The organism is Salinicola sp. 4072 (assembly GCF_036663415.1).
Classification (GTDB): domain Bacteria; phylum Pseudomonadota; class Gammaproteobacteria; order Pseudomonadales; family Halomonadaceae; genus Salinicola; species Salinicola salarius_A.
Genome location: NZ_JAXOVV010000002.1, coordinates 63,714 through 88,958, shown reverse-complemented (window position 1 = coordinate 88,958; position 25,245 = coordinate 63,714). Strand labels below are relative to the sequence as shown.

The 25,245-nt window shown below is 62.2% G+C and carries 19 protein-coding genes and 1 pseudogene; 9 read left to right on the top strand and 11 right to left on the bottom strand.

Annotated features, from left to right (window positions below; all coding sequences use genetic code 11):
- Positions 1–25 precede the first annotated feature (25 nt).
- From coaE to pilB, 4 genes are all read right to left on the bottom strand, one after another.
- Entirely contained in the window at positions 26–679 is a 654-nt protein-coding gene (gene coaE / locus R3F72_RS02705) for a dephospho-CoA kinase (protein ID WP_332778863.1), read from the bottom strand.
- A complete protein-coding gene (locus R3F72_RS02700) occupies positions 676–1,536 on the bottom strand; it encodes a prepilin peptidase (RefSeq protein ID WP_442978321.1) in 861 nt (286 codons plus the stop codon). The genes coaE and R3F72_RS02700 overlap by 4 nt, the downstream gene beginning before the upstream one ends.
- A 208-nt stretch (positions 1,537–1,744) precedes the next feature.
- Positions 1,745–2,998, bottom strand: a complete 1,254-nt coding sequence (locus R3F72_RS02695) for a type II secretion system F family protein (RefSeq protein WP_332778862.1) — start codon at positions 2,996–2,998, stop codon at positions 1,745–1,747.
- 116 nt (positions 2,999–3,114) lie between these two features.
- Complete coding sequence (pilB, locus tag R3F72_RS02690) at positions 3,115–4,842, bottom strand: type IV-A pilus assembly ATPase PilB (protein WP_332778861.1); 1,728 nt, start codon at positions 4,840–4,842, stop codon at positions 3,115–3,117.
- 456 nt (positions 4,843–5,298) lie between these two features.
- Here pilB and R3F72_RS02685 point away from each other — a divergent pair, with 456 nt between their 5' ends.
- Positions 5,299–5,826: a pilin gene (locus R3F72_RS02685; protein WP_332778860.1), complete on the top strand. Its 528-nt coding sequence runs from the start codon at positions 5,299–5,301 to the stop codon at positions 5,824–5,826.
- Between the two features lie 102 nt (positions 5,827–5,928).
- Here the strand turns inward: R3F72_RS02685 and R3F72_RS02680 are convergent, their stop codons facing one another.
- Entirely contained in the window at positions 5,929–6,213 is a 285-nt protein-coding gene (locus R3F72_RS02680; protein WP_332778859.1) for a hypothetical protein, read from the bottom strand.
- Positions 6,214–6,592: 379 nt separating this feature from the next.
- Between R3F72_RS02680 and R3F72_RS18615 the strand changes: the two are divergent.
- A pseudogene (locus tag R3F72_RS18615) lies at positions 6,593–8,043 on the top strand (TrkH family potassium uptake protein).
- Positions 8,044–8,078: 35 nt separating this feature from the next.
- Here R3F72_RS18615 and R3F72_RS02665 read toward each other — a convergent pair.
- The 3 genes from R3F72_RS02665 to R3F72_RS02655 all read right to left on the bottom strand — a co-directional run bounded on the left by R3F72_RS02665 (position 8,079) and on the right by R3F72_RS02655 (position 11,374).
- A complete protein-coding gene (locus tag R3F72_RS02665) occupies positions 8,079–8,867 on the bottom strand; it encodes an RIO1 family regulatory kinase/ATPase domain-containing protein (protein WP_332778856.1) in 789 nt (262 codons plus the stop codon).
- Between the two features lie 324 nt (positions 8,868–9,191).
- The gene (locus tag R3F72_RS02660; protein ID WP_332778855.1) at positions 9,192–10,451 is read right to left on the bottom strand and encodes a 1-acyl-sn-glycerol-3-phosphate acyltransferase; all 1,260 of its coding nucleotides are present in this window, start codon (positions 10,449–10,451) and stop codon (positions 9,192–9,194) included.
- Positions 10,448–11,374, bottom strand: coding sequence for a recombination-associated protein RdgC (locus R3F72_RS02655; protein ID WP_332778854.1), 927 nt, complete (start codon positions 11,372–11,374; stop codon positions 10,448–10,450). Before R3F72_RS02655 ends, R3F72_RS02660 begins: the two co-directional genes overlap by 4 nt.
- A 246-nt stretch (positions 11,375–11,620) precedes the next feature.
- On the opposite strand from R3F72_RS02655, the gene R3F72_RS02650 reads away from it, so the two are divergent.
- The 7 genes from R3F72_RS02650 (at position 11,621) to rpsA (ending at position 22,041) form a co-directional block, all read left to right on the top strand.
- A complete protein-coding gene (locus tag R3F72_RS02650) occupies positions 11,621–12,052 on the top strand; it encodes an acyl-CoA thioesterase (RefSeq protein ID WP_332778853.1) in 432 nt (143 codons plus the stop codon).
- Positions 12,053–12,213: 161 nt separating this feature from the next.
- Positions 12,214–14,919: a DNA gyrase subunit A gene (gene gyrA, locus R3F72_RS02645; protein ID WP_332778852.1), complete on the top strand. Its 2,706-nt coding sequence runs from the start codon at positions 12,214–12,216 to the stop codon at positions 14,917–14,919.
- A gap of 87 nt (positions 14,920–15,006) precedes the next feature.
- Complete coding sequence (serC, locus tag R3F72_RS02640; RefSeq protein WP_087717892.1) at positions 15,007–16,089, top strand: 3-phosphoserine/phosphohydroxythreonine transaminase; 1,083 nt, start codon at positions 15,007–15,009, stop codon at positions 16,087–16,089.
- A 34-nt stretch (positions 16,090–16,123) separates the two neighbouring features.
- Positions 16,124–17,224 (top strand): prephenate dehydratase, encoded by a 1,101-nt coding sequence (gene pheA / locus R3F72_RS02635; RefSeq protein WP_332778851.1) that lies wholly within the window; start codon positions 16,124–16,126, stop codon positions 17,222–17,224.
- A 1-nt stretch (position 17,225) separates the two neighbouring features.
- Positions 17,226–19,463, top strand: a complete 2,238-nt coding sequence (locus R3F72_RS02630; RefSeq protein ID WP_332778850.1) for a bifunctional prephenate dehydrogenase/3-phosphoshikimate 1-carboxyvinyltransferase — start codon at positions 17,226–17,228, stop codon at positions 19,461–19,463.
- Positions 19,460–20,140, top strand: coding sequence for a (d)CMP kinase (cmk, locus tag R3F72_RS02625; RefSeq protein ID WP_332778849.1), 681 nt, complete (start codon positions 19,460–19,462; stop codon positions 20,138–20,140). Before R3F72_RS02630 ends, cmk begins: the two co-directional genes overlap by 4 nt.
- Before the next feature lie 224 nt (positions 20,141–20,364).
- Positions 20,365–22,041 carry a 30S ribosomal protein S1 gene (gene rpsA, locus R3F72_RS02620; RefSeq protein ID WP_071232846.1) on the top strand — a complete coding sequence of 559 codons (1,677 nt, stop codon included), beginning with the start codon at positions 20,365–20,367 and terminating at the stop codon, positions 22,039–22,041.
- Positions 22,042–22,192: 151 nt separating this feature from the next.
- On the opposite strand, the gene R3F72_RS02615 is transcribed toward rpsA, so the two are convergent.
- The 3 genes from R3F72_RS02615 to groL form a co-directional block, all read right to left on the bottom strand.
- On the bottom strand, positions 22,193–22,633 hold the full coding sequence (locus tag R3F72_RS02615; RefSeq protein WP_332778848.1) for a hypothetical protein: 441 nt from the start codon (positions 22,631–22,633) through the stop codon (positions 22,193–22,195).
- 46 nt (positions 22,634–22,679) lie between these two features.
- Positions 22,680–23,408, bottom strand: a complete 729-nt coding sequence (locus R3F72_RS02610) for an RNA methyltransferase (RefSeq protein WP_332778847.1) — start codon at positions 23,406–23,408, stop codon at positions 22,680–22,682.
- 159 nt (positions 23,409–23,567) lie between these two features.
- A complete protein-coding gene (gene groL, locus R3F72_RS02605; RefSeq protein ID WP_332778846.1) occupies positions 23,568–25,211 on the bottom strand; it encodes a chaperonin GroEL in 1,644 nt (547 codons plus the stop codon).
- Between the last annotated feature and the right edge of the window lie 34 nt (positions 25,212–25,245).

Below are 25,245 nucleotides of genomic sequence, written 5' to 3'. Positions count from 1 at the left end.
GGGTATCGTGTCGGTGATCGTTGCATCAGGCGCGAGGGTCAGAAGACCGTTGGCGATACCGGGCGTCCAGCCGGGCAACCTGGTCGAGTAGGTGTTGTCGGTCGCGACTATTGTCGATGACGTCGTCGGCGGCTGCAAGGCGACGTTCCCGGGGAAGCTGGGCCGCCAGTATCGACTCCACCTGACGCCGGTCGACCCCGTCCCGCGCGAGGGTGCGCTGAATCTGGATCTCCGGCGGCACATCGACCACCAGAACGCGATCGACCAGCTCGAGCTGCCCCGACTCGATCAACAGCGGTGACACCAGCAGACAGTAGGGGGCGTCGGCGTTGCGCAGTCGCTCCAGATGCATCAGCAGCCGTTGGCGAATACGCGGGTGCGTCTCTCGTTCCAGCCACCGGCGTTCGGTTTCGTCGTCGAAGATCCGCGCCCGGAGCGCGCGCCGGTCGAGTGTCCCGTCGTCGTCGAGTATCTCCGGGCCGTAGCGCTCGACAATGGCCGCCAGCGCCGGCTCGCCGGGCATCACGACTTCCCGCGCCACGTGATCGGCATCGACCCAGCCGATGCCCAGGGCACCGAAGGCATCCGCCACCGCGCTCTTGCCCGAGCCGATCCCGCCGGTGACGCCCACGACCAAGGTGCCGCGCTCGCCTTCCGTCTTGGTGACGTTCGTGTTCATCCCCAGCCTCCCAGTAACAGTGCCTGATAGCCGGCCAGCAGCGGGGCGCCGATCAGTAGGGCGATCCATCCGGCCAGGGCGATATAGGGGCCGAAGGGCATTGCCTGGTTGCGATCCTGCTGGCGCAGGGCGATCAGTATCAGGCCGACCACGGCGCCCACGCCTGCCGAGAGCAACAATAGCAGCGGCAGGCTCTGCCAGCCGAGCCAGGCGCCGAGTGCCGCCATCAGCTTGAAATCCCCGTAACCCATGCCTTCCTTGCCGGTCGCCAGCTTGAAGAGCCAGTAGACCGACCACAGTGACAGATACCCGGCGACGGCGCCCAGCACGGCGCTTTCCAGCATCAATGGCGTGAACAGCCACTGATAGAGCAGGCCGGCCCAGAGTAGCGGCAGGGTCAGCGCATCCGGCAGCAACTGGGTACGCCAGTCGATCACCGCCAGCGCCAGCAGGCAGAGGCAGGCGCCGACCAGCCACAGGCTTTGCCAGCTCACGCCATGCAGCGCCATGATCGCCACCGTCAGCAATGCCGAAACCAGCTCGATCAGCGGATACTGGACACTGATCGCCGTACCGCATGCGGCACAGCGGCCGCGACGCTTGAGCCAGCCGACCAGCGGCAGATTGTCATGCCAGGCGATGAAGTGCCCGCAGCCGGGGCAGTGCGAACGTGGCGTTGCCAGATTGTAGGCAGGGCTGGCTTCCACCGGCTGCTCCAGCGCTTCCAGCGCCTCGGCTCGCCAGCGCTGCATCAGCATCACCGGCAGCCGCACGATGACCACATTGAGGAAGCTGCCCAGTGCCGCGCCGAACAGGAACGCCAGCGGCCAGGCAAGCAAAGGGGGAAGATCGGACAACGGAAGCTCCACGAACATCGGATAGAAAGATAGCGCCAAGGGTAACGCACATAAAAGCTGGTTTTTGAGTGCGCTGACGTCGATTCATCGGCGAGCGCTTTTGCCGCTAGGCGCCCGCCACCGAGAACCCGGAGCGGACGTGGTTGTCCGTGAGGATTTCGAGGTGGCGGACAACAACGCGGCAGACGCGCGCAGCCATGAATAACATCTATATGGCGGAACCCATCTGAAAGATAGGCAAATACATCGACACCACCAATCCGCCGACCATGGTGCCGAGCACCACCAGAATGAACGGCTCCAGCAGCGAGGTCAGCGTGTCGACCTGATTATCGACTTCTTCCTCGTAGAATTCCGCCACCTTGTCCAGCATAGTGTCCAGTTCGCCAGCTTCCTCGCCGATGCTGACCATCTGCACGGCCATCACCGGGAAGACCTTGGTGCGGCGCATGGCGAAGTTGAGCTGCTGCCCCGTGGCGACGTCTTCGCGAATCTCGGCGATGGCGCGCTGATGAACCTGGTTGCCGGTGGCGCCGGCGGCGGTATCGAGCGCTTCGACCAGCGGAATGCCGGCATTGAACGTGGTCGCGAGGGTGCGCGAGAAGCGGGCAATCGAGCCCTTGTCGATGATATTGCCGATCACCGGCAGCTTGAGCGCCAGCTGATGGGCACGATAGGCAAATGCCGGCGAGCGCTTCATGGCCTGGCGCACGCCGAGGATCATCACCACGAGCGCCAGCACGGCCTGCCACCAGTAGGCTTGGGTCAACTGGGACATATGCACGGTGAACTGGGTGAAGACCGGCAACTCCGCGCCGAACCCCTGAAACAGACTCTCGAACTGGGGCACGACCTTGACCAGCAGCAGGGCGGTGACGCCGATCCCGACCAGAACCACCGCCGTGGGATAGTAGAGCGCTTTCTTGACGCGCCCCTTCAGGGTGTCGACCTTCTCGCGGTAGCTGGCGATTCGCTCGAGCATCTTGTCCAGCGCGCCGGCCTGCTCGCCGGCGGCGACCATGTTGACGAACATGCGGTCGAACCGCGCAGGGTGCCTGGCCAACGCTTCCGAGAAGCTGGAGCCGGCGCTGATGTCGTTGGCCAGTGTCTCGACCAGGTTGCGCATGGCAGGATTCTTGAGCGTTTCGGCGACGACCTTGCAGGCTTGAAGTAGCGGAACGCCGGCCCGGAGCATGGTGGCCAGCTGACGCGAGAACAGGGTGATGTCCCGCGACTTGACCCGGCCCAGGCCGAAGATGCCGGTCTTGCGCGTGATGCGTTTGACGATGATCTTCTGGCGCGTCAGCTCCTTGCGCACCTCGTCGATCTCGCTGGCGACGAGTTCCCCGGAGACGACTTCGCCACGCAGGTTCTTGCCGCGCCACTGCCAGCGGTGCATGACTACCCGCCGAGGCGGCTTGGATGACTTCAGTGACTTGGCTGACTTCCGGCTGGTCGCCATGATCGCTTTCCTGACAATGACTCGACGAGGCGCCGAGCGTGAGTGAGATCGAAGATTAGCCCGAACCGCGAACCACGGATTGTGCCAGAGTCCGGGCGAAAACGGATGGGCCGCCGTCAGTCGATCGTCACGCGGTTGATCTCCTCGAGGCTGGTCACGCCTTGGAGTACCTTGTCGATACCGCTCTGGCGCAGCCCCGGGAAGCCGGCATCGCGTGCCGCGCGGGCCAGTTCCAGCGCGTGACTGTCGGCCATGATCAGCCGGCTCATGGCATCGTCCACCGGCACCACCTCGTAGATCCCGATGCGCCCCTTGTAGCCCAGCGTGCATCGATCGCAGCCCACGGCGCGGTAGAGAGTGGCGCTTGCCAGTCTCTCCGGCGAGACGCCTTCGTGGCGCAGCACGTCCTCGGGAATCTCCGCCGGTGCCTTGCAGCGCGGGCAGAGCATGCGCGCCAGCCGCTGGGCAATGATCAGCGAGACCGAACTGGCGATATTGAAGCTGGCAACGCCCATGTTGCGCAGGCGGGTCAGGGTTTCGGCGGCGGAGTTGGTATGCAGCGTCGATAGCACCAGGTGGCCGGTCTGGGCTGCCTTGACCGCGATTTCGGCGGTCTCCAGATCCCGGATTTCGCCGACCATCACCACGTCCGGATCCTGGCGCAGAAAGGCGCGCAGCGCGCTGGCGAAGTCGAGGCCGATGCGTGGCTGCACGTTGACCTGGTTGACGCCGGGCACCTTGAGTTCCACCGGATCTTCCGCGGTCGAGATATTGCGCTCCTCGGTATTGAGCAGATTGATGCCGGTATAGAGCGTTACCGTCTTGCCGCTACCGGTGGGGCCGGTGGCCAGAATCATTCCCTGGGGCTCGGCCAGCGCGGCCTCGAACAGTTGACGCTGCTCCGGGGTGAAGCCCAGCGCATCGATGCCGAAGCTGGCCGTTCGGGCATCCAGCAGTCGCAGGACGATTTTCTCGCCGAACACGGTGGGCAGCGTGTTGACGCGGAAATCGATGGCACGCTCACTATCGAGCCGAATCTTCATCGAGCCGTCCTGGGGCAGGCGGCGCTCCGAGATATCCAGTCGCGCCATGACCTTGAGCCGGGCGGCGAGGCGGGTGCGCAAGCTCAGCGGCGGTCGCGCGATCTCGAGCAGCAGCCCGTCGATGCGAAAGCGAATCCGGTAGCTCGACTCGTAGGGCTCGAAGTGGATATCGGAGGCGCCGCGCTGGATCGCGTCGTGCAGGATCTTGTTGACGAAGCGCACCACGGGCTCGTCGTCTTCCCCGATCTGGTCGAGCGCGGCCGCTTCGCTGGCCAGGTCGGCCTCGCTGGTGTCCAGCGTCAGCGCCTCGCTGGCTTCCCCCAGCGCTTCCAGCATGCCGGAGGTTTCATGGCGCTGGTAACGCTTGGCCAGCGCCCGCTCCAGTTGATCGAACGGCACCAGGACACCCTCGATCGCAAGCCCGGTGGTGAACTGCAGCTCATCCAGCTGTGCCAGCGTGGCCGGGAAGGCGATCGCCACGGTGAGGCGGCGATCGTCGCGGGCCAGCGGCAGCACCTGAAAGCGGCGGATGACCTTGTCCGCCACCGGCTCGATGATCGGCAGCTTGTCCCAGTCGACATGCTCCAGATCCATGAACGGCAGGCCATACTCGCGCGCTGCCAGCACGCCGGCTTCGCGGGGATCGACCCTGCCTTCACGGACCACCAGCTCCAGCAGCGTCAACTGCTTCTCCGCCGCGTCGCGGATCGCCTGCTCGCACGCCTCCGCGCTGATCAGGCCGTGTTCGATGAAGCGCTGGGCAAGACTGCTTTGCGTACGCGATGTGGTGACATCCGACATGGAGATGAGAGCCCCGGCTAGCTGGCTGGCGAACGGATGGCGGGGGAGCGGCCCCGGAAGCCCCGCGTTCACCGGCACGAATGGTTCGATCGACGAATCCGTTATCGGCTGACGCCTTTTTTTCTTTAAGTATTCTTGGCAATCTGCCGATAAAGCAGTCGAATGTCATCCATGGTAAATTTGTGTATCTTTGCAGGCGTGAGCTTGCGAGCGGTTCGGCAGGGTTCGACAGGCTTCGGCACCGTCCGAACACCCGACGTAGCGCTCGGGAAGCAAGCGAAAAGCAAGCGAAAGGAATGCAAGGATAGAACGAATGTAACGATAGCGTGAACGTAAAAACAGCGTGAGCGTAACGATAGCATGAGCATAAAGAGAGAAACGACCGGCGGCACGATGGAAGACATCACGTCAACCGGCTCAACAACGGCTTCAATATCGGCAAGGCAGGGAACCACGATGCAACAGCAACACAAACCCGTTTCACACCGGCAGGGCGGCTTCACCCTGATCGAACTCATGATCGTCGTCGCGATCATCGGCATCCTCGCCGCCGTCGCGATCCCGCAGTATCAGAACTATACCGCCAGGGCCAAGATGTCCGAAGTCATTACCATGATGGGGCCGGATAAAACCGCTGTGTCCGAGTACTTCGTATCTCAAGGGAAATTCCCGGATTCACAGTCAACATCCGGTGTGGTGGATGAGGAAAGAGGAAATTATATAACGGGCGTTGAGTATGATTCGACGGCTGCCTCCGGCAGTGGAGATACATCGACCCCCGCGACTGCCACGTTGACTTACCTCCTGAATAGTGGAGGGGATATCGATGACGGGCAGACGATCAACTCCACTTTGGCAGGCAAAAATGTGATTCTCCAGGCGACGAGTGATGCGGACGGAAACCTGACATGGGAGTGTGGTACGGACGATACGACCATTTTTGAATATCTGCCCTCTTCCTGCCGTACTGACTTCTCAAGCTGACGCATAAAGTAATATCGGGCCGGCATTCGCCGGCCCTTTCGACTCTTCCTTCTTCCCTCTGTCTTCTTCTCTCTTTCGTCTTCCAGCTTCCAGCTTCCAGCTCTAATAAAGCGCCTTCTCTTCCCCAACCACTTCCCTTAACACCTCCAGAAACAGCCGATCCGCGTCCGAGTGCTCGGCCGGGTCTTCCGGAATATGCACGCTGGTGGTATCCGAAATCTCGTTGGCGATGGTCGCCCAGGCCTGGGCGTCGTTGCTGCCGTCGGAGTGGCGCTTGGCGATGGCCAGCGAATTCTCGAGAATACCGGGCTCCTGCAGCAGTTTCTTGATGAAGGCGCGAAGTTCCTGAATGACGCGGGTCTTCTGCATTTCCGAGGCGGAACTCATGGGGGCTTTCCTCCAGTGACTAGCTTGTAATATTCGGCCTGTCTCGGCGTCGACTCGTCGCCGAGATGAATGTTCGTCGTAGCTTTCAACGACGGGCCGGCGCGCCTGCGTTGCGATGGCGCCACCATAGCACATCTCGCTGCGCGGCCAGAGTCGGTGCGGTCGATGAACCATGGTTCATGGGCCGGGCGAGAACGGCGGATGCGAAATGCAGGCCGAGTCGTGTCTTGAACGGCGGGATGGCCTATCATCGCTCCGGTTCGTTCGGCGGGGATGCCGTTGGCCGAATGACAATAGGGAATGCAATAGGGTTGGACTCGGCTGCGGTGCGGTCGGATAGCGTCAGTCGAACTCGCGTGACGGAGACCGGGAGGAAGTCTTGCAAGACGCCAAGCCAATTTTCAAGATTCTGGCGCTGCTGTTGACCGTGCTATTGCTGTTCATGGTGCCACCGGTGGTGCTGCTGGGGCTCGAGAACGATCCGGACCTGTGGGCGTTTCTCGAGTCGATGGCGCTCGCGCTGGTGGTGTCGCTATCGCTGCTGGCGTGGACCTGGCGTACGCCGGTGGAGTTGAAGACGCGCCACATGTTCATCCTGACCACGTCGAGCTGGGCGGCGATCAGCGCCTTCGCCAGCCTGCCGCTGGTGCTGGGTGCGCCGCAGCTGTCGTTCACCGATGCGGTGTTCGAGTCGGTCTCGGCGATCACCACGACGGGTTCCACCGTGCTCGTCGGTATCGAGAATCTGTCCGATGGGCTCAAGTTGTGGCGCGGGCTGATGCAGTGGCTGGGCGGTATCGGCATCATCGTGATGGCGATCGCGATCCTGCCGTTTCTGAAGGTCGGCGGCATGCGGCTGTTCCAGACCGAGTCTTCGGACTGGTCGGACAAGGTGCTGCCTCGGGCTGGGGGATTGCCAAGGCCTCGACGTTCATCTATCTAGGCTTCACGTTGGCAGCGATCCTGAGCTACCGGCTGGCGGGCATGGGCACGCTGGATGCCATCGTCCATGCGATGAGTTCGGTCTCCACTGGCGGCTTTGCCAACTATGACGCCTCGTTCGGTATCTATCATGACCAGCCGCTGATCCTGTGGCTGGGCTGTGCGTTCATGCTGGCCGGAGCCTTGCCGTTCGTGCTCTACATCCGGCTGCTGCGCGATAGTCGTGGCGCGCTGTGGCAGGACCAGCAGGTGCGAGGGCTGGTCGGGTTGCTGGTCGTCGTGATCATGGCGCTGACGACCTATCGGGTCCTGGCGTTTTCCGAAGCGCCCTTCGAGGCGCTGACGGCAGTCGCTTTCAATGTGATTTCGGTGGTGACGACCACCGGCTACGCCAGCGAGGACTATTCGCTATGGGGGCCGCTGGCGGTCACCACGTTCTTCTTCATCACCTTCATTGGCGGTTGTAGCGGTTCGACCAGCGGTGGCATGAAGATATTCCGCTTCCAGATCGGCGGTCTGCTGCTGGTCAATCAGCTGCGCTATCTGGTCCATCCGAGCGGCGTGTTCGCCCAGCGCTACAACGGCCGGCGGCTCAACGACGAGGTGGTGCGCGCCGTCATTGCCTTTTCGTTCTTCTTCTTTCTCACCGTGGCGGTGCTTTCCCTGGCACTGGCGGCGCTGGGGCTGGACATGGTCACGGCGATCACCGGCGCGGCCACGGCGCTCAACAACGTCGGTCCAGGGTTGGGCAATACCATTGGCCCGGCCGGCAATTTCGCCAGCCTGCCGGCTGCCGCCAAATGGTTGCTTTGCCTGGGCATGCTGATGGGGCGTCTGGAAATCCTCACCGTGCTGGTGCTGCTGATGCCGTTCTTCTGGCGCAAGTGAGCCGGGAGACGCCGAGTATCAACGATAAGATGGCCTCACCGTGTTTCATCGTAGCGCTGCGCTTGCGACTGGCGCTTGAGCCGGGGTAGCAGGTGGCGCTTCCAGGTGTGCTGGAGGCCTCTTATCCAGGCCGGTTTGCGACGCAGACGGGCCTCCTCCGGCGTGAGCGCTTCGCCGGTCAGCCGGGCCTTGAGCTTGAGCCCGCCGGCGAGGTCGCTGCGCCGCAGGGGGCGGAGCAGAAAGCGCAGCAGTCGTCCGCCGGGCAGATAGATCGCCGAGGCAAAATCGATCAGCACCACGCGACCCCGGCTCACGATGATGTTGGAGCCCCGGATGTCGTTATGCACGATCGAGCTGCGGTGCAGGGAGGTCAGCACGGCCATCAGCTGGGCGAAGTAGATCGGGCTCGTGGGATCTGCCGCTTCGCTCAGCATCTCGCCGGGCACGTACTCCAGCAATAACGCGAGCTTGCCGATCTGGCCGACCACCTTGGGTGCGTGAGGCCAGTGGCGCAGGCGCTCCAGTATGCGAGCCTCGTGACGCAGCAGCAGGCGCGCAGGGATTGCCTGCCAGCTGCCGGCATATCGGCTGTAGTCCTTGCAGATCACGGGCTGGCCCGCGTGGGTCTTGAGAACGACATCGGCCTTGAGCAGGCCTTCGCCGCGTTGCAATGTCCTTGGCGTGATCAGCGGGGGCGTCAGGATCTCGGGAGATGGCTTTGCCGGTGCCGGATGTGGCGGCTGGGTTTCCGGGAGCGCGCTGGCGGCATCGAGCGTTCTGGCCTCGGCCGGGGAGGGAGTGGCGGAATCGAGAGGAGCATTCATGGCTGGAAACGATAAATATGCTAATTAGCGGGCTAAATTTAAGCGTATTTTAAGAAACTTCCTGCGATCACGCCAGCACGGGATCGATGGATAGCGATAAAGTCAGGTCAGAGGGGGCTGTTTTCGGCCGAGCCGGGCTCGATTCGGTTCGGTTTGGGGCGATGCGGCTCAGCTCGATTTGGTTTGGTTTGCTTCGATTCGGTTTGGTTCGATTCGATTCGATAGAAGAGAAAGGCAGGGTAGCGGGCGCGGAGAAGGGGCGAGGCATCGGGAAAAACCGCCATCGCAAGGAGCGATGGCGGTTGGGTCAACGGTATGCGGGTGTCAGGACTGGGCTTCCCGGCCGTGGGCTCGGCCGGCGCGGTTCAGAATGGGGTTGGCGTACTGCATCAGCCACCAGTGACGGAGTTCGTCCGGCACTTGGGATAGCTGCGCCTGGAAACGCTCGCGATCGCCCGCTGTCACGCCGGAAAGGTCGACCAGATCCGGAGCCAGTCCGGTTTCGGCCAGCGCGAGCCGATGGCTGGGGAAGATCGGGTAGTTTTCCAGCACCTGACGGTCGATCTCTGCGGCGACGTCATCGGCGTTGTCGAAATCCGCCGAGAGCGGCGTGCCGAACACCAGCTTGACGCGTCCCTTGTCGCCGGTGATCCCGGCGACGATGGAGAGGATGTCCTCGAATTCCACCTTCTTGTAGGCGCCGTCGGTCTCCTTGGCATGCAGCTCGCGGGCCTTGTTGATGGCGCAGGGGTCGTACTCGTAGCTGATCGAGACCGGCACGATCTTGAGCTCGCGCACGGCGGCGCCGATATCGCTGTCGCCTTCTTCCAGGCGCCGTGCCATGGACAGCATCTTGACGATGGCGCTGTCGGTGCGGTCGACGCCATCCTTGGCCCGGCCTTCCCGCTGGGCCAGCCAGACCGAGTGATTGTCGTCGGTGATCGAGAGACGGATATAACCGGATAGTGACTGATACGCTGCCAGCATCGCCCGTTTGCCCTTGACCGAGCGCGGCACGATGAAGCTCTTGTTGAGCCGCATCAGGTCGGTCACGAACGGCTTCTGCAGCAGGTTGTCGCCAATGGCGATACGGACGGTGTCATGCCCTTCCGTATAGAGCGCGTAGTTGACGAAGGCCGGGTCGAGGGCGATATCGCGATGGTTGCCGATGAACAGATAGGCCTGATCCGACGACAGTCGATCCAGACCTTTGACTTCGAATCCTCGGGTGGTGCTGGCGATCATGTGCGCCATGTATTCGGCGATGCGCAACTGGAAGTCGCGCACCGTCGAGACGTTGCGGACCTCGCGCTGGATCCGGAAGCTGGCCAGCTTGCGCGCCAGCGGCGGGGCGAAGCGCGACAGCCGTGGCAGCCGGTACCGGGTGATCGCATCCAGCAGTTCGCTGTCGTGCGCCAGCCGGGCCAGTACCGCCGCTACCTCTTCGTCGTGATAGGGGCGGATATCGGCAAAGCGATCGAGATCGATGGCCGCTTCGGCGCTGTGCGGGTTGCCATGCGAATTGCCGGCCGCGGTGCCCTGGGAGGGGGCTGCGCCTTTGTCGGTATCGAAACGGAGCGTCATGGTGTCGGGGCTGCCGGGTCGGCTTCGCCACCCAGCCATTCGATCAGTTGGGTGACGAAGGTAGCCAAGGTTTGGGACATCAAGGCGAAATCGGTCTCCAGGCTGACGATCGGGTCGTCGCCGTCGTCGCTCTGGCTGGCTTCGTCCAGCAGGGCATCGTCGAACTGCAGTGACTTGAGTGCCAGGTCGTCATGCAGCATCACGCGGAGCTGGCCCTCGCTGCCCAGGCTGAGCTGGCTCGCCTGGCGCCCGTTCTCGAGCAGCGACTGGATCTCTTCGCTGTCGAGATCGACCTGGCGCGCACGCAGTACGCCTTCGTCCTCGGCGGCGCGCAGCTCGACCTGATCGCCGAGCAGCAGGCTGGCGGGGCGACTGGCGGGGTCGCTCAACCACTGGGTCATGCCGCGAGAGGGCGGCGTTTTCGTCGCCAGCGGTGTCACCTTCAACGAGCCGAGCGTCTGGCGCAGCAGGTCCAGCACCTCCTCGGCACGCTTGCGGCTGGAGGCGTTGATGCCGATCAGCTGCTTGCGGGTGTCCCACCACAGTTCCACTCGCTGTGTGCGGGTGAAGGCCTGCGGCAGCAGTTCCTCCATCACCTGCTCCTTGAGCAGTTGGCGCTCCCGGCGCGAGAGTGGCTGCCCTTCGGCCTGCTCGCGTGCCTCGCTACGCTCGTTGACTTCGTCATTGACGACCGCGGCCGGCAGCAGACGCTCCTGGCGCAGCATCGACAGCAGTCGATGCCCCTGAATTTCGTGTACGCGTTGTTCGCTGCGGCGGCCGGCCGGTGCGCTCCAGCCAACCCGGCGTGCTTCACGCGGGGAGACGGGGCGAAACGCAAATTCTGCCAGCGCGGTTTCCAGATCCTCGACGGAGAGAACCTCGGTGTCATGGCAGCGATACAGATGACAATGCTTGAACCACATGCGCCCGATCCGTTTGAAAGGAGGCATATTATGGCGAAACGACCCAGGTGTTACCACCAAGGTTGCGCGTCGATATTTGCGCGTCTGTTTCAAACGGGCGTATGTTTTCGAGCTACGAGCTACGAGCTACGAGCTACGAGCTACGAGCTACGAGCTACGAGCTACGAGCTACGAGCTACGAGCTACGAGCTACGAGCTACGAGCTACGGGCTACCGACAAGACTTTGCATCAACAGGAGAGATTCCATGGATTCACGCACTACCGTGACTGCCGTGCGCGTTCGCGGCTTTCATCTCGATGGCTACGGCCACGTCAATCACGCCCGGTATCTGGAGTTTCTGGAGGAGGGGCGCTGGGCCTATGTCGACGCGCACCCGGAGTTTGCCGAAGGCTTGGCCAAAGGCGTGGCGCTGGTCGCGGTCAATCTCAATATTGATTACCGGCGCGCGGCCGTCATGAGCGACGATCTCGAGGTCGAGACCTGCCTGACCCGTCTTGGCGGGCGCAGCGGGGTAGTCGGGCATCGCATTACCCATGTCGGCAGCGGTGAGCTGGTCGCATCGGCGACGCTGACTTTCGTGTTGCTGGACCAGCAAAGCGGCCAGGTGATTCCGATGGAAGGGGAATGGACGGAGCGATTGGGACCCTTGGTCGTCGATATGGCCGAAACGAAGTAGAAAACCGGGTTCAAGCGCGTCAACGCCTGCCTTTGAAGCCCCTGAAATGGTATGATCCCGTGATTGTGTGGCTGAGCCACTTGGCCGCCTAGCCAGGGCTTTATTAACGCTGCCACGGCCGGACTCCGGGTGTGGCAGCGGTGCAAAGGATTTGACGACCCATGGGTGATATCGCCAGAGAAATTCTGCCAGTCAACATCGAGGACGAACTCAAGCAGTCCTATCTGGACTACGCGATGAGCGTCATCATCGGGCGCGCGCTGCCCGACGTCCGCGATGGCTTGAAGCCGGTCCACCGTCGTGTGCTTTACGCGATGCACGAGCTCGGCAACGACTGGAACAAGCCATACAAGAAGTCGGCGCGCGTGGTCGGCGATGTGATCGGTAAATATCATCCCCACGGCGACAGCGCGGTCTATGACACCATCGTGCGCATGGCGCAGCATTTCTCGATGCGCCACGTATTGATCGACGGCCAGGGCAACTTCGGGTCCATCGACGGCGATAACGCGGCGGCAATGCGTTACACCGAAGTTCGCATGTCGCGCCTGTCGCATGAACTGCTCGCCGATCTCGAGAAGGACACCGTCGACTGGGTCGACAACTACGACGGCACTGAGCGAATCCCCGAGGTGCTGCCGACCAAGGTGCCGAACCTGCTGATCAACGGTGCTTCCGGTATCGCCGTCGGCATGGCGACCAATATTCCACCGCACAACATGGTGGAAGTGATCAACGGTTGTCTGGCGCTGATCGAGGATTACACGCTGACGGTTGACGACCTGATGGAGTATATCCCCGGCCCCGATTTCCCCACCGCCGGTATCATCAACGGCCGTGCCGGTATTCTCGAGGCGTATCGGACCGGTCGTGGACGCATCTACGTGCGCGCCAAACATACCGTCGAGTTCGACAAGAAGAGCGGTCGTGACCACATCGTCATCACCGAGCTTCCCTACCAGGTCAACAAGGCGCGGCTGATCGAGAAGATCGCCGAGCTGGTCAAGGAAAAGCGGATCGAGGGTATCGCCGAGCTGCGCGACGAGTCCGACAAGGAAGGGCTGCGCGTGGTGATCGAGATCAAGCGTGGCGAATCCGGCGATGTTGTCGTCAACAACCTGTTCGCGCACACGCAGCTCGAGAACGTATTCGGGATCAATATCGTCGCCCTCGACGACGGCCAGCCCAAGACACTGAACCTCAAGCAACTGCTCGAGGCCTTTGTCCGGCACCGGCGTGAAGTCGTTACTCGCCGCACGCTGTTCGAACTCCGCAAGGCTCGTGAACGCGGGCATCTGCTCGAAGGCCTGACCGTCGCGATCTCCAATATCGACGAGGTGATCGAACTGATCAAGGCCTCGCCGAACGCCGCCGAAGCGAAGGAAAAACTGCTTGCCCGCGACTGGCAGCCGGGGCAGGTCACCGGCATGCTCGAGCGCGCCGGCGCGACTTCCTGCAAGCCGGAAGATCTCGAAGAGGGCTATGGCCTGAGTGACGACAGTGCCATGTATCGGCTCTCTCCGGCACAGGCCCAGGCGATCCTCGAACTGCGTCTGCATCGCCTTACCGGTCTGGAAACGGAGAAGCTGCTCGACGAGTACCTGAGCATTCTCGAGCGCATCGCTGAACTCAATCATATCCTGGCGTCGCCGGATCGCCTGCTCGAGGTGATCCGCGAGGAACTGGAGGCGATCCGCGACCAGTACGGTGACGCGCGCCGGACCGAGATTCATACCAGCCGTCTCGACCTATCCATGGAAGATCTGATCGCCGAGGAAGACATGGTGGTCACGCTGTCCCGCGGCGGTTATGCCAAGACGCAGCCGATCTCCGATTATCAGGCACAGAAGCGGGGCGGACGCGGCAAGTCGGCCACCAGCATGAAGGACGAAGACGTCATCGAGCATCTGGTGGTGGCCTCGACGCACGACACCATGCTGCTGTTCTCCAGTCGCGGCAAGGTGTACTGGCTCAAGACCTACGAAATGCCCAATGCCAGCCGCGGATCGCGTGGCAAGCCGCTGGTCAACCTGCTGCCGCTGGATGCCGGCGAGTCGATCAGCGCGATCCTGCCGGTGCGCGAATACAACCCGGACAGCTACATCTTCTTTGCCACCGCCAGCGGCACGGTCAAGCGGACAACGCTGGATCAGTTCTCCCGGCCGCGTAGCGTGGGCCTGATTGCGCTGGATCTCGACGAGGGCGATCGTCTGGTCGGTGCGGCGATCACCTCCGGTTCGGATCATGTCATGCTCTTGTCCTCCAATGGCAAGGCGATCCGCTTCGAAGAGGGCAATGTTCGTCCGATGGGCCGTACCGCTCGCGGCGTGCGCGGCATGCGCCTGCTCGATGGGGCCGAGGTGATCAGTCTGATCATTCCGCAGAGCCAGACCATCGATGCGGATGCGGATAACGAGGCCGACGCCAATGACGGTGAAGGCGGCAGCGTCAATGACGAGCAGATCTATATCCTGACGGCTTCGGAAAACGGCTATGGCAAGCGCACCCGGCTCGAGGAGTTCCCGATCCGTGGACGCGGCGGTCAGGGCGTGATCGCGATGCAGGCCACGGCCCGCAACGGTGCGCTGGTCGCGGCGATGCAGGTTCGCAGCAGCGACGAAATGATGCTGATCACCGATCGAGGCACGCTGGTGCGTACCCGTGTCTCCGAAGTCTCGATCAGCTCGCGTAACACCCAGGGTGTCACTCTGATTCGCACCGGCGACGACGAGCGTCTGGTGAAGACGGTTCGCGTAGACGAACCGAGCGAGGAGGAGTTGGCGGAAGACGAGGTCGCCGTGGATCTGGCGGAAGAGACGCCGCCTGCCGATGCGGACGCTGCCGAGCCCGGTGACGAACGCGAGTAGGCAGCTGGTGCCCCGAGAGCGTCTCCGGGGCGTGTTTCTGAGTAGTGGTGTAAGTGGCTTTTAGGCTTGAATCGGGAAACCTTGACGATGACACGTCTGCATAATTTCTGTGCTGGCCCGGCGGCGATGCCGACCGCCGTTCTGGAACGCGCCCGCGAAGAGTTGCTCGACTATCGGGGCCAGGGGCTATCGGTGATGGAAATGAGTCATCGCAGCCCGACGTTCGAAGCAGTCGCTGCTCAGGCCGAGCAGGACCTGCGCGATCTGCTGGCGATTCCTGACAACTACCGCGTGCTGTTCATGCAGGGCGGCGCCACCATGCAGTTTGCCTGCGTGCCGCTCAACCTGCTCGGGCAGGGCGGTACGCCCAACTATCTGGATACCGGCATCTGGTCGTCCAAGGCGATCAAGGAGGCGGATCACCTCGCCGCTTCCCATATCGCCGGGTCGACGCGCAACAACGGTTACGTCCACGTGCCGCGCCCGGATGACATTTCGCTCTCGAGCGATGCCGCCTACCTGCACTACTGTCACAACGAGACCATCGGCGGGTTGGCATACGACTACACGCCAGAGGTTTCCGTGCCGTTGGTGTGCGACATGTCGTCGTCGATCCTGTCGGCGCCGCTGGATGTGAGCCGCTATGGCGTCATCTATGCCGGCGCGCAGAAGAACATCGGCCCTGCCGGTATCACCGTGGTTATCGTCCGCGACGACCTGCTCGAGCGCGCTCTGCCGCAGACGCCGTCGCTGCTGGGGTGGAAGGTCTACGCCGAAAACGACTCGATGATCAACACGCCGCCCACCTACGCCTGGTATCTGGCCGGCCTGGTATTTCACTGGCTCAAGCAGGATATCGGTGGCCTGGCCGAGATGGAGGCGATCAACCGCCGCAAGTGCGAGGCGCTCTATTCGATGATCGATAACAGCGATTTCTATGCCAACCCGATCGACCCGACCAACCGCTCGATCATGAACGTGCCGTTCACGCTGGCGGACGAGTCGCTGAATTCGGTCTTTCTCAGTGAGGCCGAGTCGGAAGGGTTGCTGAATCTCAAGGGGCACCGCAGCGTCGGCGGCATGCGTGCGAGCCTCTACAATGCGGTCAGCGAAGCCGACGTGCAGGCGCTGACCACGTTCATGCAGGATTTCGAGCGCCGCCGCGGTTAAGCGGGGCGTCACCCACCTCCTTCAGGATACGGTCATGAGTGACTCCTCGAATTCGCCGCTGGACCTTGCAGCCCTGCGGCAACGTATCGATACCATCGACAGCGAACTGCTGCGGCTGATCAGCGAGCGCGCCGATTGCGCCCAGCAGGTCGCCCACGTCAAGACGGCGGATGATCCGGACGCCGTGTTCTATCGGCCGGAGCGCGAGGCTCAGGTCCTGCGCCGGGTGATGGAAAGCAATCCCGGGCCACTGCACAGCGAGGAAATGGCACGCCTGTTCCGCGAGATCATGTCGGCCTGCCTGGCGCTGGAGAAGCCGATCAAGGTGGCTTATCTCGGCCCGGAGGGGACCTTTACCCAGCAGGCGGCGCTCAAGCATTTCGGGCATAGCGCGATCAGCCTGCCGATGGCCGCGATCGACGAAGTGTTCCGCGAGGTCGAGGCGGGCGCGGTCAACTATGGCGTGGTGCCGGTGGAGAACTCCACCGAGGGCGTGGTCAACAACACGCTGGATTCGTTCATGGATTCCGGTCTGCATATCAGCGGCGAGGTCGTGTTGCGTATCCATCATCACCTGTTGATATCGAGCATTACGCGCCAGGACAAGATCTCGCGCATCTACTCGCATCCGCAATCCTTTGCCCAGTGCCGCAAGTGGCTGGATGCGCATTACCCGCATGCCGAGCGTGTCGCGGTATCGTCGAATGCCGAAGCGGCGCGGCTGGTCAAGACCGAGTGGCACAGTGCCGCCATCGCGGGCGATATGGCCGCCCAGCTCTACGGGCTCGATCACGTCGCCGAGAAGATCGAAGACCGGCCGGACAACTCCACGCGATTCCTGATCATCGGCAATGAGTCGGTCCCGCCGTCCGGCACCGACAAGACTTCCATCGTGGTCGCCATGCGTAACGAGCCGGGCGCGTTGCACGATCTGCTCGAGCCGTTCCATCGCCACCGTGTCGACATGACACGGCTGGAAACACGGCCGTCCCGCACCGGGGCCTGGAATTACGTATTCTTTATCGACTTCAAGGGGCATGTCGATCAGCCCGAGATCGCCCGTGTGCTGGATGAAGTACGCAACTGCGCCCAGGACATGAAAGTGCTGGGCTCCTACCCGGTGGGTGTGCTGTAAGGTGCGGGCCGGAGATACGCCAACAGGAGAGGCGACGCTGCTGATCGTGGGGCTGGGCATGATCGGCGGTTCGCTGGCCGCGGCGCTCAAGGCCAACGGCTATGCCGGGCGCATCCTGGCTTGTGACCGGGATCGGGACGAGATCACGACTGGGCTCGAACTGGGGGTGATCGACGAAGGCGGTAACGAACTGGCACCACTGGTCGCTCGGAGCGACATCATCGTTCTGGCGGTACCGGTGCTGGCCATGGGGCAGGTGTTCGCGCAACTGGTGCCGCTGGTCGACGAGCAGATCCTGACCGATGTCGGCAGTACCAAGCGTCGTGTCTGCGATGCCGCGCGGGAGACCTTCGGCTATCTGCCTGCCAATTTCGTTCCCGGGCATCCCATCGCCGGCTCCGAGAAAAGTGGCGTGGTCGCAGCCAATCCGGCGCTCTATCGTCATCACAAGGTCATCCTGACACCGGAGGCTGGCACGGCGCCGACAGCCGTTGCTGCGGTGCGTGCGCTGTGGCAACGCTGCGGTGCCGACGTGCTGGAAATGCCGGTGGACCGGCACGATCAGGTCCTGGCGAGAACCAGCCACCTGCCGCACCTGTTGGCGTTTTCGCTGGTCGATACGCTGGCACGGCAGGACGAACGGCTGGAGATCTTTCGCTATGCCGCCGGCGGGTTCCGCGACTTTACCCGTATTGCCGGCAGTGATCCGGTCATGTGGCGCGATATCTTCACCGCCAATCGCAGTGCGTTGCTGGCGGCGCTGGACGATTTCGAGGCCGGGCTCTCCCGGCTGCGAACGGCGGTGGAGCAGGGCGACAGCGACGCCATGCTGGGTACGTTCGACCGTGCCAGTCACGCCAGACACTATTTTGAAACGCTGTTGAATCAGACGAGTTATCAGACCATGGAAGCACGACAGGTTCAGTACCGGGTGTCGCCCGGCGGTTCGGTCAATGGCCGGATTCGCGTTCCCGGCGACAAGTCTATCTCTCACCGCTCGATCATGCTCGGCGCACTGGCCAGTGGCGTCACCGAGGTCAAGGGTTTTCTCGAGGGCGAGGATAGCCTGGCAACGCTGCAAGCCTTCCGCGACATGGGTGTCGCCATCGAAGGTCCGCATCAGGGTAGAGTGACAATCCATGGCGTGGGTCTGCACGGGCTGAAAAAGCCGGCCGGGCCGATCTACGTAGGCAACTCCGGTACCGCCATGCGTCTGTTTGCCGGTCTGCTGGCCGGCCAGGCCTTCGATACCGAGCTGACCGGCGATGCCTCGTTGACCAAGCGGCCGATGGCCCGGGTGGCCGATCCGCTGCGCCTGATGGGGGCGAAGATCGATACCGCGGAAGGGGGGCGTCCCCCGCTCCGGATCCACGGTGGGCAGCCGCTGAAAGGCATCCATTACGACATGCCGATGGCCAGCGCGCAGGTCAAATCCTGCCTGCTGCTGGCGGGTCTCTATGCCGAGGGCGAAACGCGCGTGCGCGAGCCGGCGCCGACGCGTGACCATACCGAACGCATGCTCAATGGCTTCGGCTACAAGGTCGTCCGCGACGGCGACCTGGCGACGCTGCAGGGCGGAGGCGAGCTGACCAGTGCGCCCATCGATGTGCCGTCGGATATTTCCTCGGCGACCTTCTTCCTGGTAGCAGCGGCCATTACGCCGGGATCGGATCTCTTGCTCGAGCATGTCGGGGTCAATCCGACGCGTATCGGCGTGATCAACATCCTCAAGGCGATGGGCGCCGATCTGCGGTTGGAGAATCCGCGCGAGGTCGGTGGCGAGCCGGTCGCCGACCTGCACATCCGCTACGCACCGCTGAAGGGTATCGATATCCCGCTCGATCAGGTGCCGCTGGCAATCGACGAGTTTCCGGCGCTGTTCGTCGCGGCGGCCAACGCCGAGGGCACGACGCGGCTGCGTGGCGCCGAAGAGCTTCGCGTCAAGGAGTCCGACCGGATCCAGGCGATGGCCGACGGCCTTACCGTTCTCGGCGTCGACACGACGGTCTACGAAGACGGCATCGATGTCGTCGGCCGGGCTGGCGATGGTGCCAGCTACGGTGGCGGACAGGTGGATAGCCTGGGCGATCACCGTATCGCCATGGCTTTCACCGTCGCCGCCTTGCGCGCCAGCGAGCCGGTAGTGATCGATGATTGTGCCAACGTAGCGACATCCTTTCCGGGTTTCGTCGCGCTGGCCAACAAGGTGGGGCTGGAACTGACGGAGGCATCGACATGACCCAGCTGGCACCGGTTCTGACCATCGACGGTCCGGGGGGTGCCGGGAAGGGCACGATCAGCCGGATGATCGCCGAGCACATGGGATGGCATCTACTGGACAGCGGGGCGCTCTATCGTTTGACGGCGCTGTCGGCATTGCGCCATGGGATCGCTGTCGATGATGCGCAGGCGCTCTCCGAGCAGGCCCAGAATCTCGATGTGGTGTTCGCGGTCGAGAATGGCGCGATGCAGATCCTGCTGGAAGGTGACGACGTGACCACGGCGATTCGCAGCGAGGGAGTCGGCAACGCCGCCTCCCAGGTCGCGGCGCTACCGCCGGTACGTAATGCGTTGCTGCAGCGTCAGCGCGATTTTCATCAGGCACCGGGGCTGGTGGCCGATGGCCGCGATATGGGGACGGTGGTCTTTCCCGATGCGCCGCTCAAGATCTATCTCACCGCCTCCGCCGAGGAGCGTGCCAGGCGGCGCCTGCTGCAATTGCAGCAGGCGGGTGAAGATGCTAGACTCTCGACCCTTTTGGAAGAAATCAAAGCGCGCGACGCGCGTGATATGCAGCGCGCCGTGGCCCCGCTCAAACCCGCCGCAGATGCGGTAGAGCTGGACACGACGCAGCTGGATATACCGGAAGTCGTGGAGCGTATCGAGACGCTGCTCGCCGAACGAAACCTGGTCTAGCGCCTTTTCTGGTCTGACTGCCGGTTCGTGGCAAAAGCCGACGACGCACTTCCGCTACCGGGGACCCTGGCAAGATGTCATGACGTGCAATGATCCGACTGACAAGTCGTTGCAGGTCGAACCAGCGCCAACATCCCCAGGGATATGTCGATAAGGCCCGTGCTCGCTGGTGGTACGGAGGAAGACGGTATGACCGTCATCAACGTTGATCACGTAGGAATCACATGAGCGAAAGCTTTGCTGAGTTGTTTGAACAGTCTCTCCAGGACATCAACATGGAACCCGGTGCCATCGTCATGGCAACCGTGGTTGACATCGAAGGCGACTGGATCACCGTCAACGCCGGGTTGAAGTCCGAAGGGCAGATCCCCGTCGCGCAGTTCCGCGACGACAATGGTGAAATGACCATCGCGATCGGTGATGAAGTCAAGGTCGCGCTGGAAGCCGTGGAAGATGGCTTCGGTGAGACCCGCCTGTCACGCGAGAAGGCCAAGCGTGCCGAAGCGTGGAAGGAACTGGAAGCGGCCTTCGAGAAGGACGAGATCGTCAAGGGCGTGATCAACGGTAAGGTCAAGGGCGGTTTCACCGTCGATGTCGCCTCCATCCGTGCCTTCCTGCCGGGTTCACTGGTCGACGTGCGTCCGGTTCGCGATACCGCGCACCTGGAGCACAAAGAGCTGGACTTCAAGGTCATCAAGCTCGATCCGAAGCGCAACAACGTCGTCGTTTCCCGCCGTGCCGTTCTCGAAGCCGAGAACAGTGCCGAGCGTGAAGCACTGCTTGCCACCCTGCAGGAAGGCCAGCAGATCAATGGTATCGTCAAGAACCTGACCGACTACGGCGCGTTCGTGGATCTCGGTGGCGTTGACGGCCTGCTGCACATCACCGACATGGCCTGGAAGCGTATCAAGCATCCGAGCGAAATCGTGGCCGTTGGCGACGAGATCAATGTCAAGGTGCTGAAGTTCGACCGCGAGCGTAACCGCGTATCGCTGGGTCTGAAGCAGCTGGGCGAAGATCCGTGGGTCAACATCGTCGACCGCTATCCGGAAGGCATGAAAGTCAACGCCCGCGTCACCAATCTGACCGACTACGGCTGCTTTGCCGAGCTGGAAGAGGGTGTCGAAGGTCTGGTTCACGTTTCCGAAATGGACTGGACCAACAAGAACATCCATCCGTCCAAGGTGGTTCAGGTCGGTGACGAAGTCGAAGTCATGGTTCTGGACATCGACGAAGAGCGTCGCCGTATTTCCCTGGGTATCAAGCAGTGCACCACCAACCCGTGGGAAGACTTCAGCGCTCGTTACAACAAGGGCGACCGCGTTGCCGGTACCATCAAGTCGATCACCGACTTCGGTATCTTCATCGGTCTGGAAGGCGGCATCGACGGCCTGGTTCACCTCTCCGATATCTCCTGGAGCGAGACCGGCGAAGAAGCCGTTCGTCAGTTCAAGAAGGGCGATGAAGCGGAAGCGGTCATCCTCTCGATCGATCCGGAGCGCGAGCGCATCTCGCTGGGCATCAAGCAGCTCGAGTCCGACCCGGTCTCCGAGTTCCTGGCCGTCAACGACAAGGGCTCCATCGTCACGGGCCGCATCGTCGAAGTCGACGCCAAGGAAGCCCATGTCGAGCTGGCGACTGACGTCGTGGCCGTGCTCAAGGCTTCCGAGATCAGCGCTGACCGCGTCGAAGACGCTCGCAACGTGCTGAACGAAGGCGACAGCGTCGAAGCCAAGATCGTCAACGTCGATCGCAAGAGCCGCGTCATCAACCTGTCCATCAAGGCGAAGGATCAGGTCGAGCCGCGTCGCAGTACTGGTGGCAAGCGGGATCAGGAAGCTGAGCCGAACGGCCCGACTACCATCGGTGATCTGATCAAGCAGCAGATGGGCCAGGACTGATTCTCCGAATCCGTTCTCTCTCATGAAAAACAGCGCCTCCGGGCGCTGTTTTTTTATGGGCGGCCTTCGGCCCTTTCGTATAGGACATCCCTGTTGCTCGGGTATCGCCATACGCAAGAGAAAGGGGCGGATTCTCTCATTCTGAACGATCTCAGCGCCCAAACCAGTCTCTGAAGCGGCGAGTCGGAGAAGCTTTCTGAAGGGAATCAGGGGAGTGGGGAGGGGAAGAAGCGGCCAACAGCCGAGCAGCCTGGCCGAGTGGTGCGCTGACAGCCTCGAGGTGGTGGCGGCAAAGGTGCCGATCGAGCGCGCCAGGACATTGCGTCATCAATAGCCCGCAGTGGTAGGTTGCCTGATCCAGAAGCGAATGAATCTCTCTGAACGGAGAGGCGTTTTGGCGACAGCGTCCGAGTTCGTTCAGCAGCATCTCGAGCGTCTGTGCATCCAGCCAGCATCGGCTGGTGTCGGTCCTGACCATCACGGATTGGCTGATGGCCTGGAATGAAACCTGTAGAAAGACGCAGGTGTAGTAAAGCTGAGAACGTTCGGAGTTCATTGTCTGCATCGCCATTTTGATGAGATTGATTCCCATTCTCTATCTGGGCGATGTGGCTGTCAAAGAACTTTGTCGCCGGGTTTCATTCGGATTGGTTACGGCTTTCCAGGGCATTGAGTACCCCACGGAGAATCGACAACTCCTTGCGGCTGGGCTCGGCGCGAGTAAACAGAGCGCGCAGATGCGCTTCGGTCCTGGCATGAGGCTGGGTCAGAAACCCGGCGCTATCCAGGGCGCGATGCAGGTGATCGTAGAAGTATTCCAGCTGTTCCACCGTCGGGTAGGGACCATTGGCTTTGGGGGCCTGGTGTGCCGCCTCTGCGGTTCGGGATTGTCGGAACGTCTCGTAAGCGACGATCTGTACCGCCTGGGAGAGGTTTAGCACGCCATAGTCCGGATTGGCGGGGATGTTCAACTGGTGAGTGCAGTGGCCGATTTCCTCGTTGGTCAATCCGTAGCGCTCCCGCCCGAAAACGATGGCGACCGGCCCTTCCGGCAGTCGCTGCCAGAGTTCGGCGGCCATTCGATCCGGGGCGTGATAGCAGGGCAGTGGCAGGCTGCGCAGGCGGGCGCTGGCGCCGATGACCTGGACGCAATCACCGACGGCCTCGGAGAGAGAACCGACGACGCGACAGCTGTCGAGGAGGTCGGTAGCGCCAGCGGCGAGCCGAGTGGCTTCCTCGTCCGGAAACTGGCGGGGTGCGACCAGTACCAGATCGCTCAAACCCATGGTCTTCATGGCGCGCGCGCTGGCACCGATATTGCCAGGATGATAAGTCTGGACGAGAACGATGCGGATGCGATTCAGCATGCGCGAAAACTCCTGCAGGCAAAAGGGCGAGAAAAGGCACGATCATGTAGCCTCGAACGCTTGGCTCGAGAACAAAAAAAGCCCCGCCAATGGCGGGGCTTTCCATGATACCTGAACCTTTCAACAGTCTGAAAAATCAGGTGATGGCGGGGCGATGATTTACATCATGCCGCCCATGCCACCCATACCGCCCATGTCCGGTGCGCCGCCACCTGCCGGTGCGTCTTCCGGATCTTCGGCCACCATGGCTTCGGTGGTGATCATCAGGCCAGCGACGGAAGCTGCGGACTGCAGTGCGGTACGCGTGACCTTGGCCGGATCGAGAACGCCCATTTCGAACAGGTCGCCGTACTCGCCGGTCTGTGCGTTGTAGCCGAAGTTGCCTTCGCCATCCTTGACGCGATTGACGACGACGGAAGCTTCTTCGCCAGCGTTGGTCACGATCTGGCGCAGCGGCGCTTCCATGGCGCGCAGCGCAATGGCGATACCGTGAGTCTGGTCTTCGTTGTCGCCGGTCAGACCCTGGATCAGCGTCAGGACGCGAACCATGGCGGTACCGCCACCAGGCACGACACCTTCTTCGACAGCGGCACGAGTCGAGTGCAGCGCGTCTTCGACGCGAGCCTTCTTCTCTTTCATCTCGAACTCGGTAGCAGCACCGACACGGATGACCGCAACGCCGCCTGCCAGCTTGGCAACACGCTCTTGCAACTTTTCGCGATCGTAATCGGAAGAGGTTTCTTCGATCTGGGCACGAATCTGGGCGACACGGGCTTCGATGTCGGACTCGACGCCAGCACCATCGATGATGGTGGTGTTTTCCTTGGACATGGTGATGCGCTTGGCGCTGCCCAGGTGGTCGAGGTTGGCCTGCTCGAGGCTCAGACCGACTTCTTCGGAAATCACGGTGCCACCGGTCAGGATGGCGATGTCCTGCAGCATGGCCTTGCGACGATCGCCGAAGCCGGGCGCCTTGGCCGCAGCGACCTTGACGATGCCGCGCATGTTGTTGACGACCAGTGTTGCCAGCGCTTCGCCTTCGATATCTTCAGCGATGATGGCCAGCGGCTTGCCTGCCTTCGCGACGGCTTCCAGCACCGGCAGCAGCTCGCGAATGTTGGAAACCTTCTTGTCGACCAGCAGCAGGTACGGATCTTCGAGCTCGACCGCCATCGTGTCCTGGTTGGTCACGAAGTAGGGAGACAGGTAGCCGCGATCGAACTGCATGCCTTCGACGACTTCCAGCTCGTCTTCGAAGCCGCGACCTTCGTCGACGGTGATGACGCCTTCCTTGCCGACTTTTTCCATCGCTTCCGCGATGATCTCGCCGATGCGAGCATCACCGTTGGCGGAGATCGTGCCGACCTGAGCGATAGCCTTGGAGTCGGTGCACGGTACGGAGAGCGACTGGATGTGCTTGACGGCCTCGACGACAGCCTTGTCGATGCCGCGCTTCAGATCCATCGGGTTCATGCCGGCAGCAACGCCCTTCAGGCCTTCGTTGACGATGGCCTGTGCCAGGACGGTTGCGGTGGTGGTGCCATCACCGGCAGCGTCGGAGGTCTTGGAAGCGACTTCCTTGACCATCTGTGCGCCCATGTTTTCGAACTTGTCCTTCAGTTCGATTTCCTTGGCGACAGAAACGCCGTCCTTGGTCACGGTCGGTGAGCCGAAGGATTTTTCCAGAACGACATTGCGGCCTTTCGGGCCCAGCGTGGCCTTGACGGCATCAGCGAGAACGTTGACGCCACGCGCCATGCGCTTGCGAGCATCATCAGAGAACTTGACTTGTTTAGCTGCCATTGTTCGATCTTCCTAATGTAATACGTGAAATATG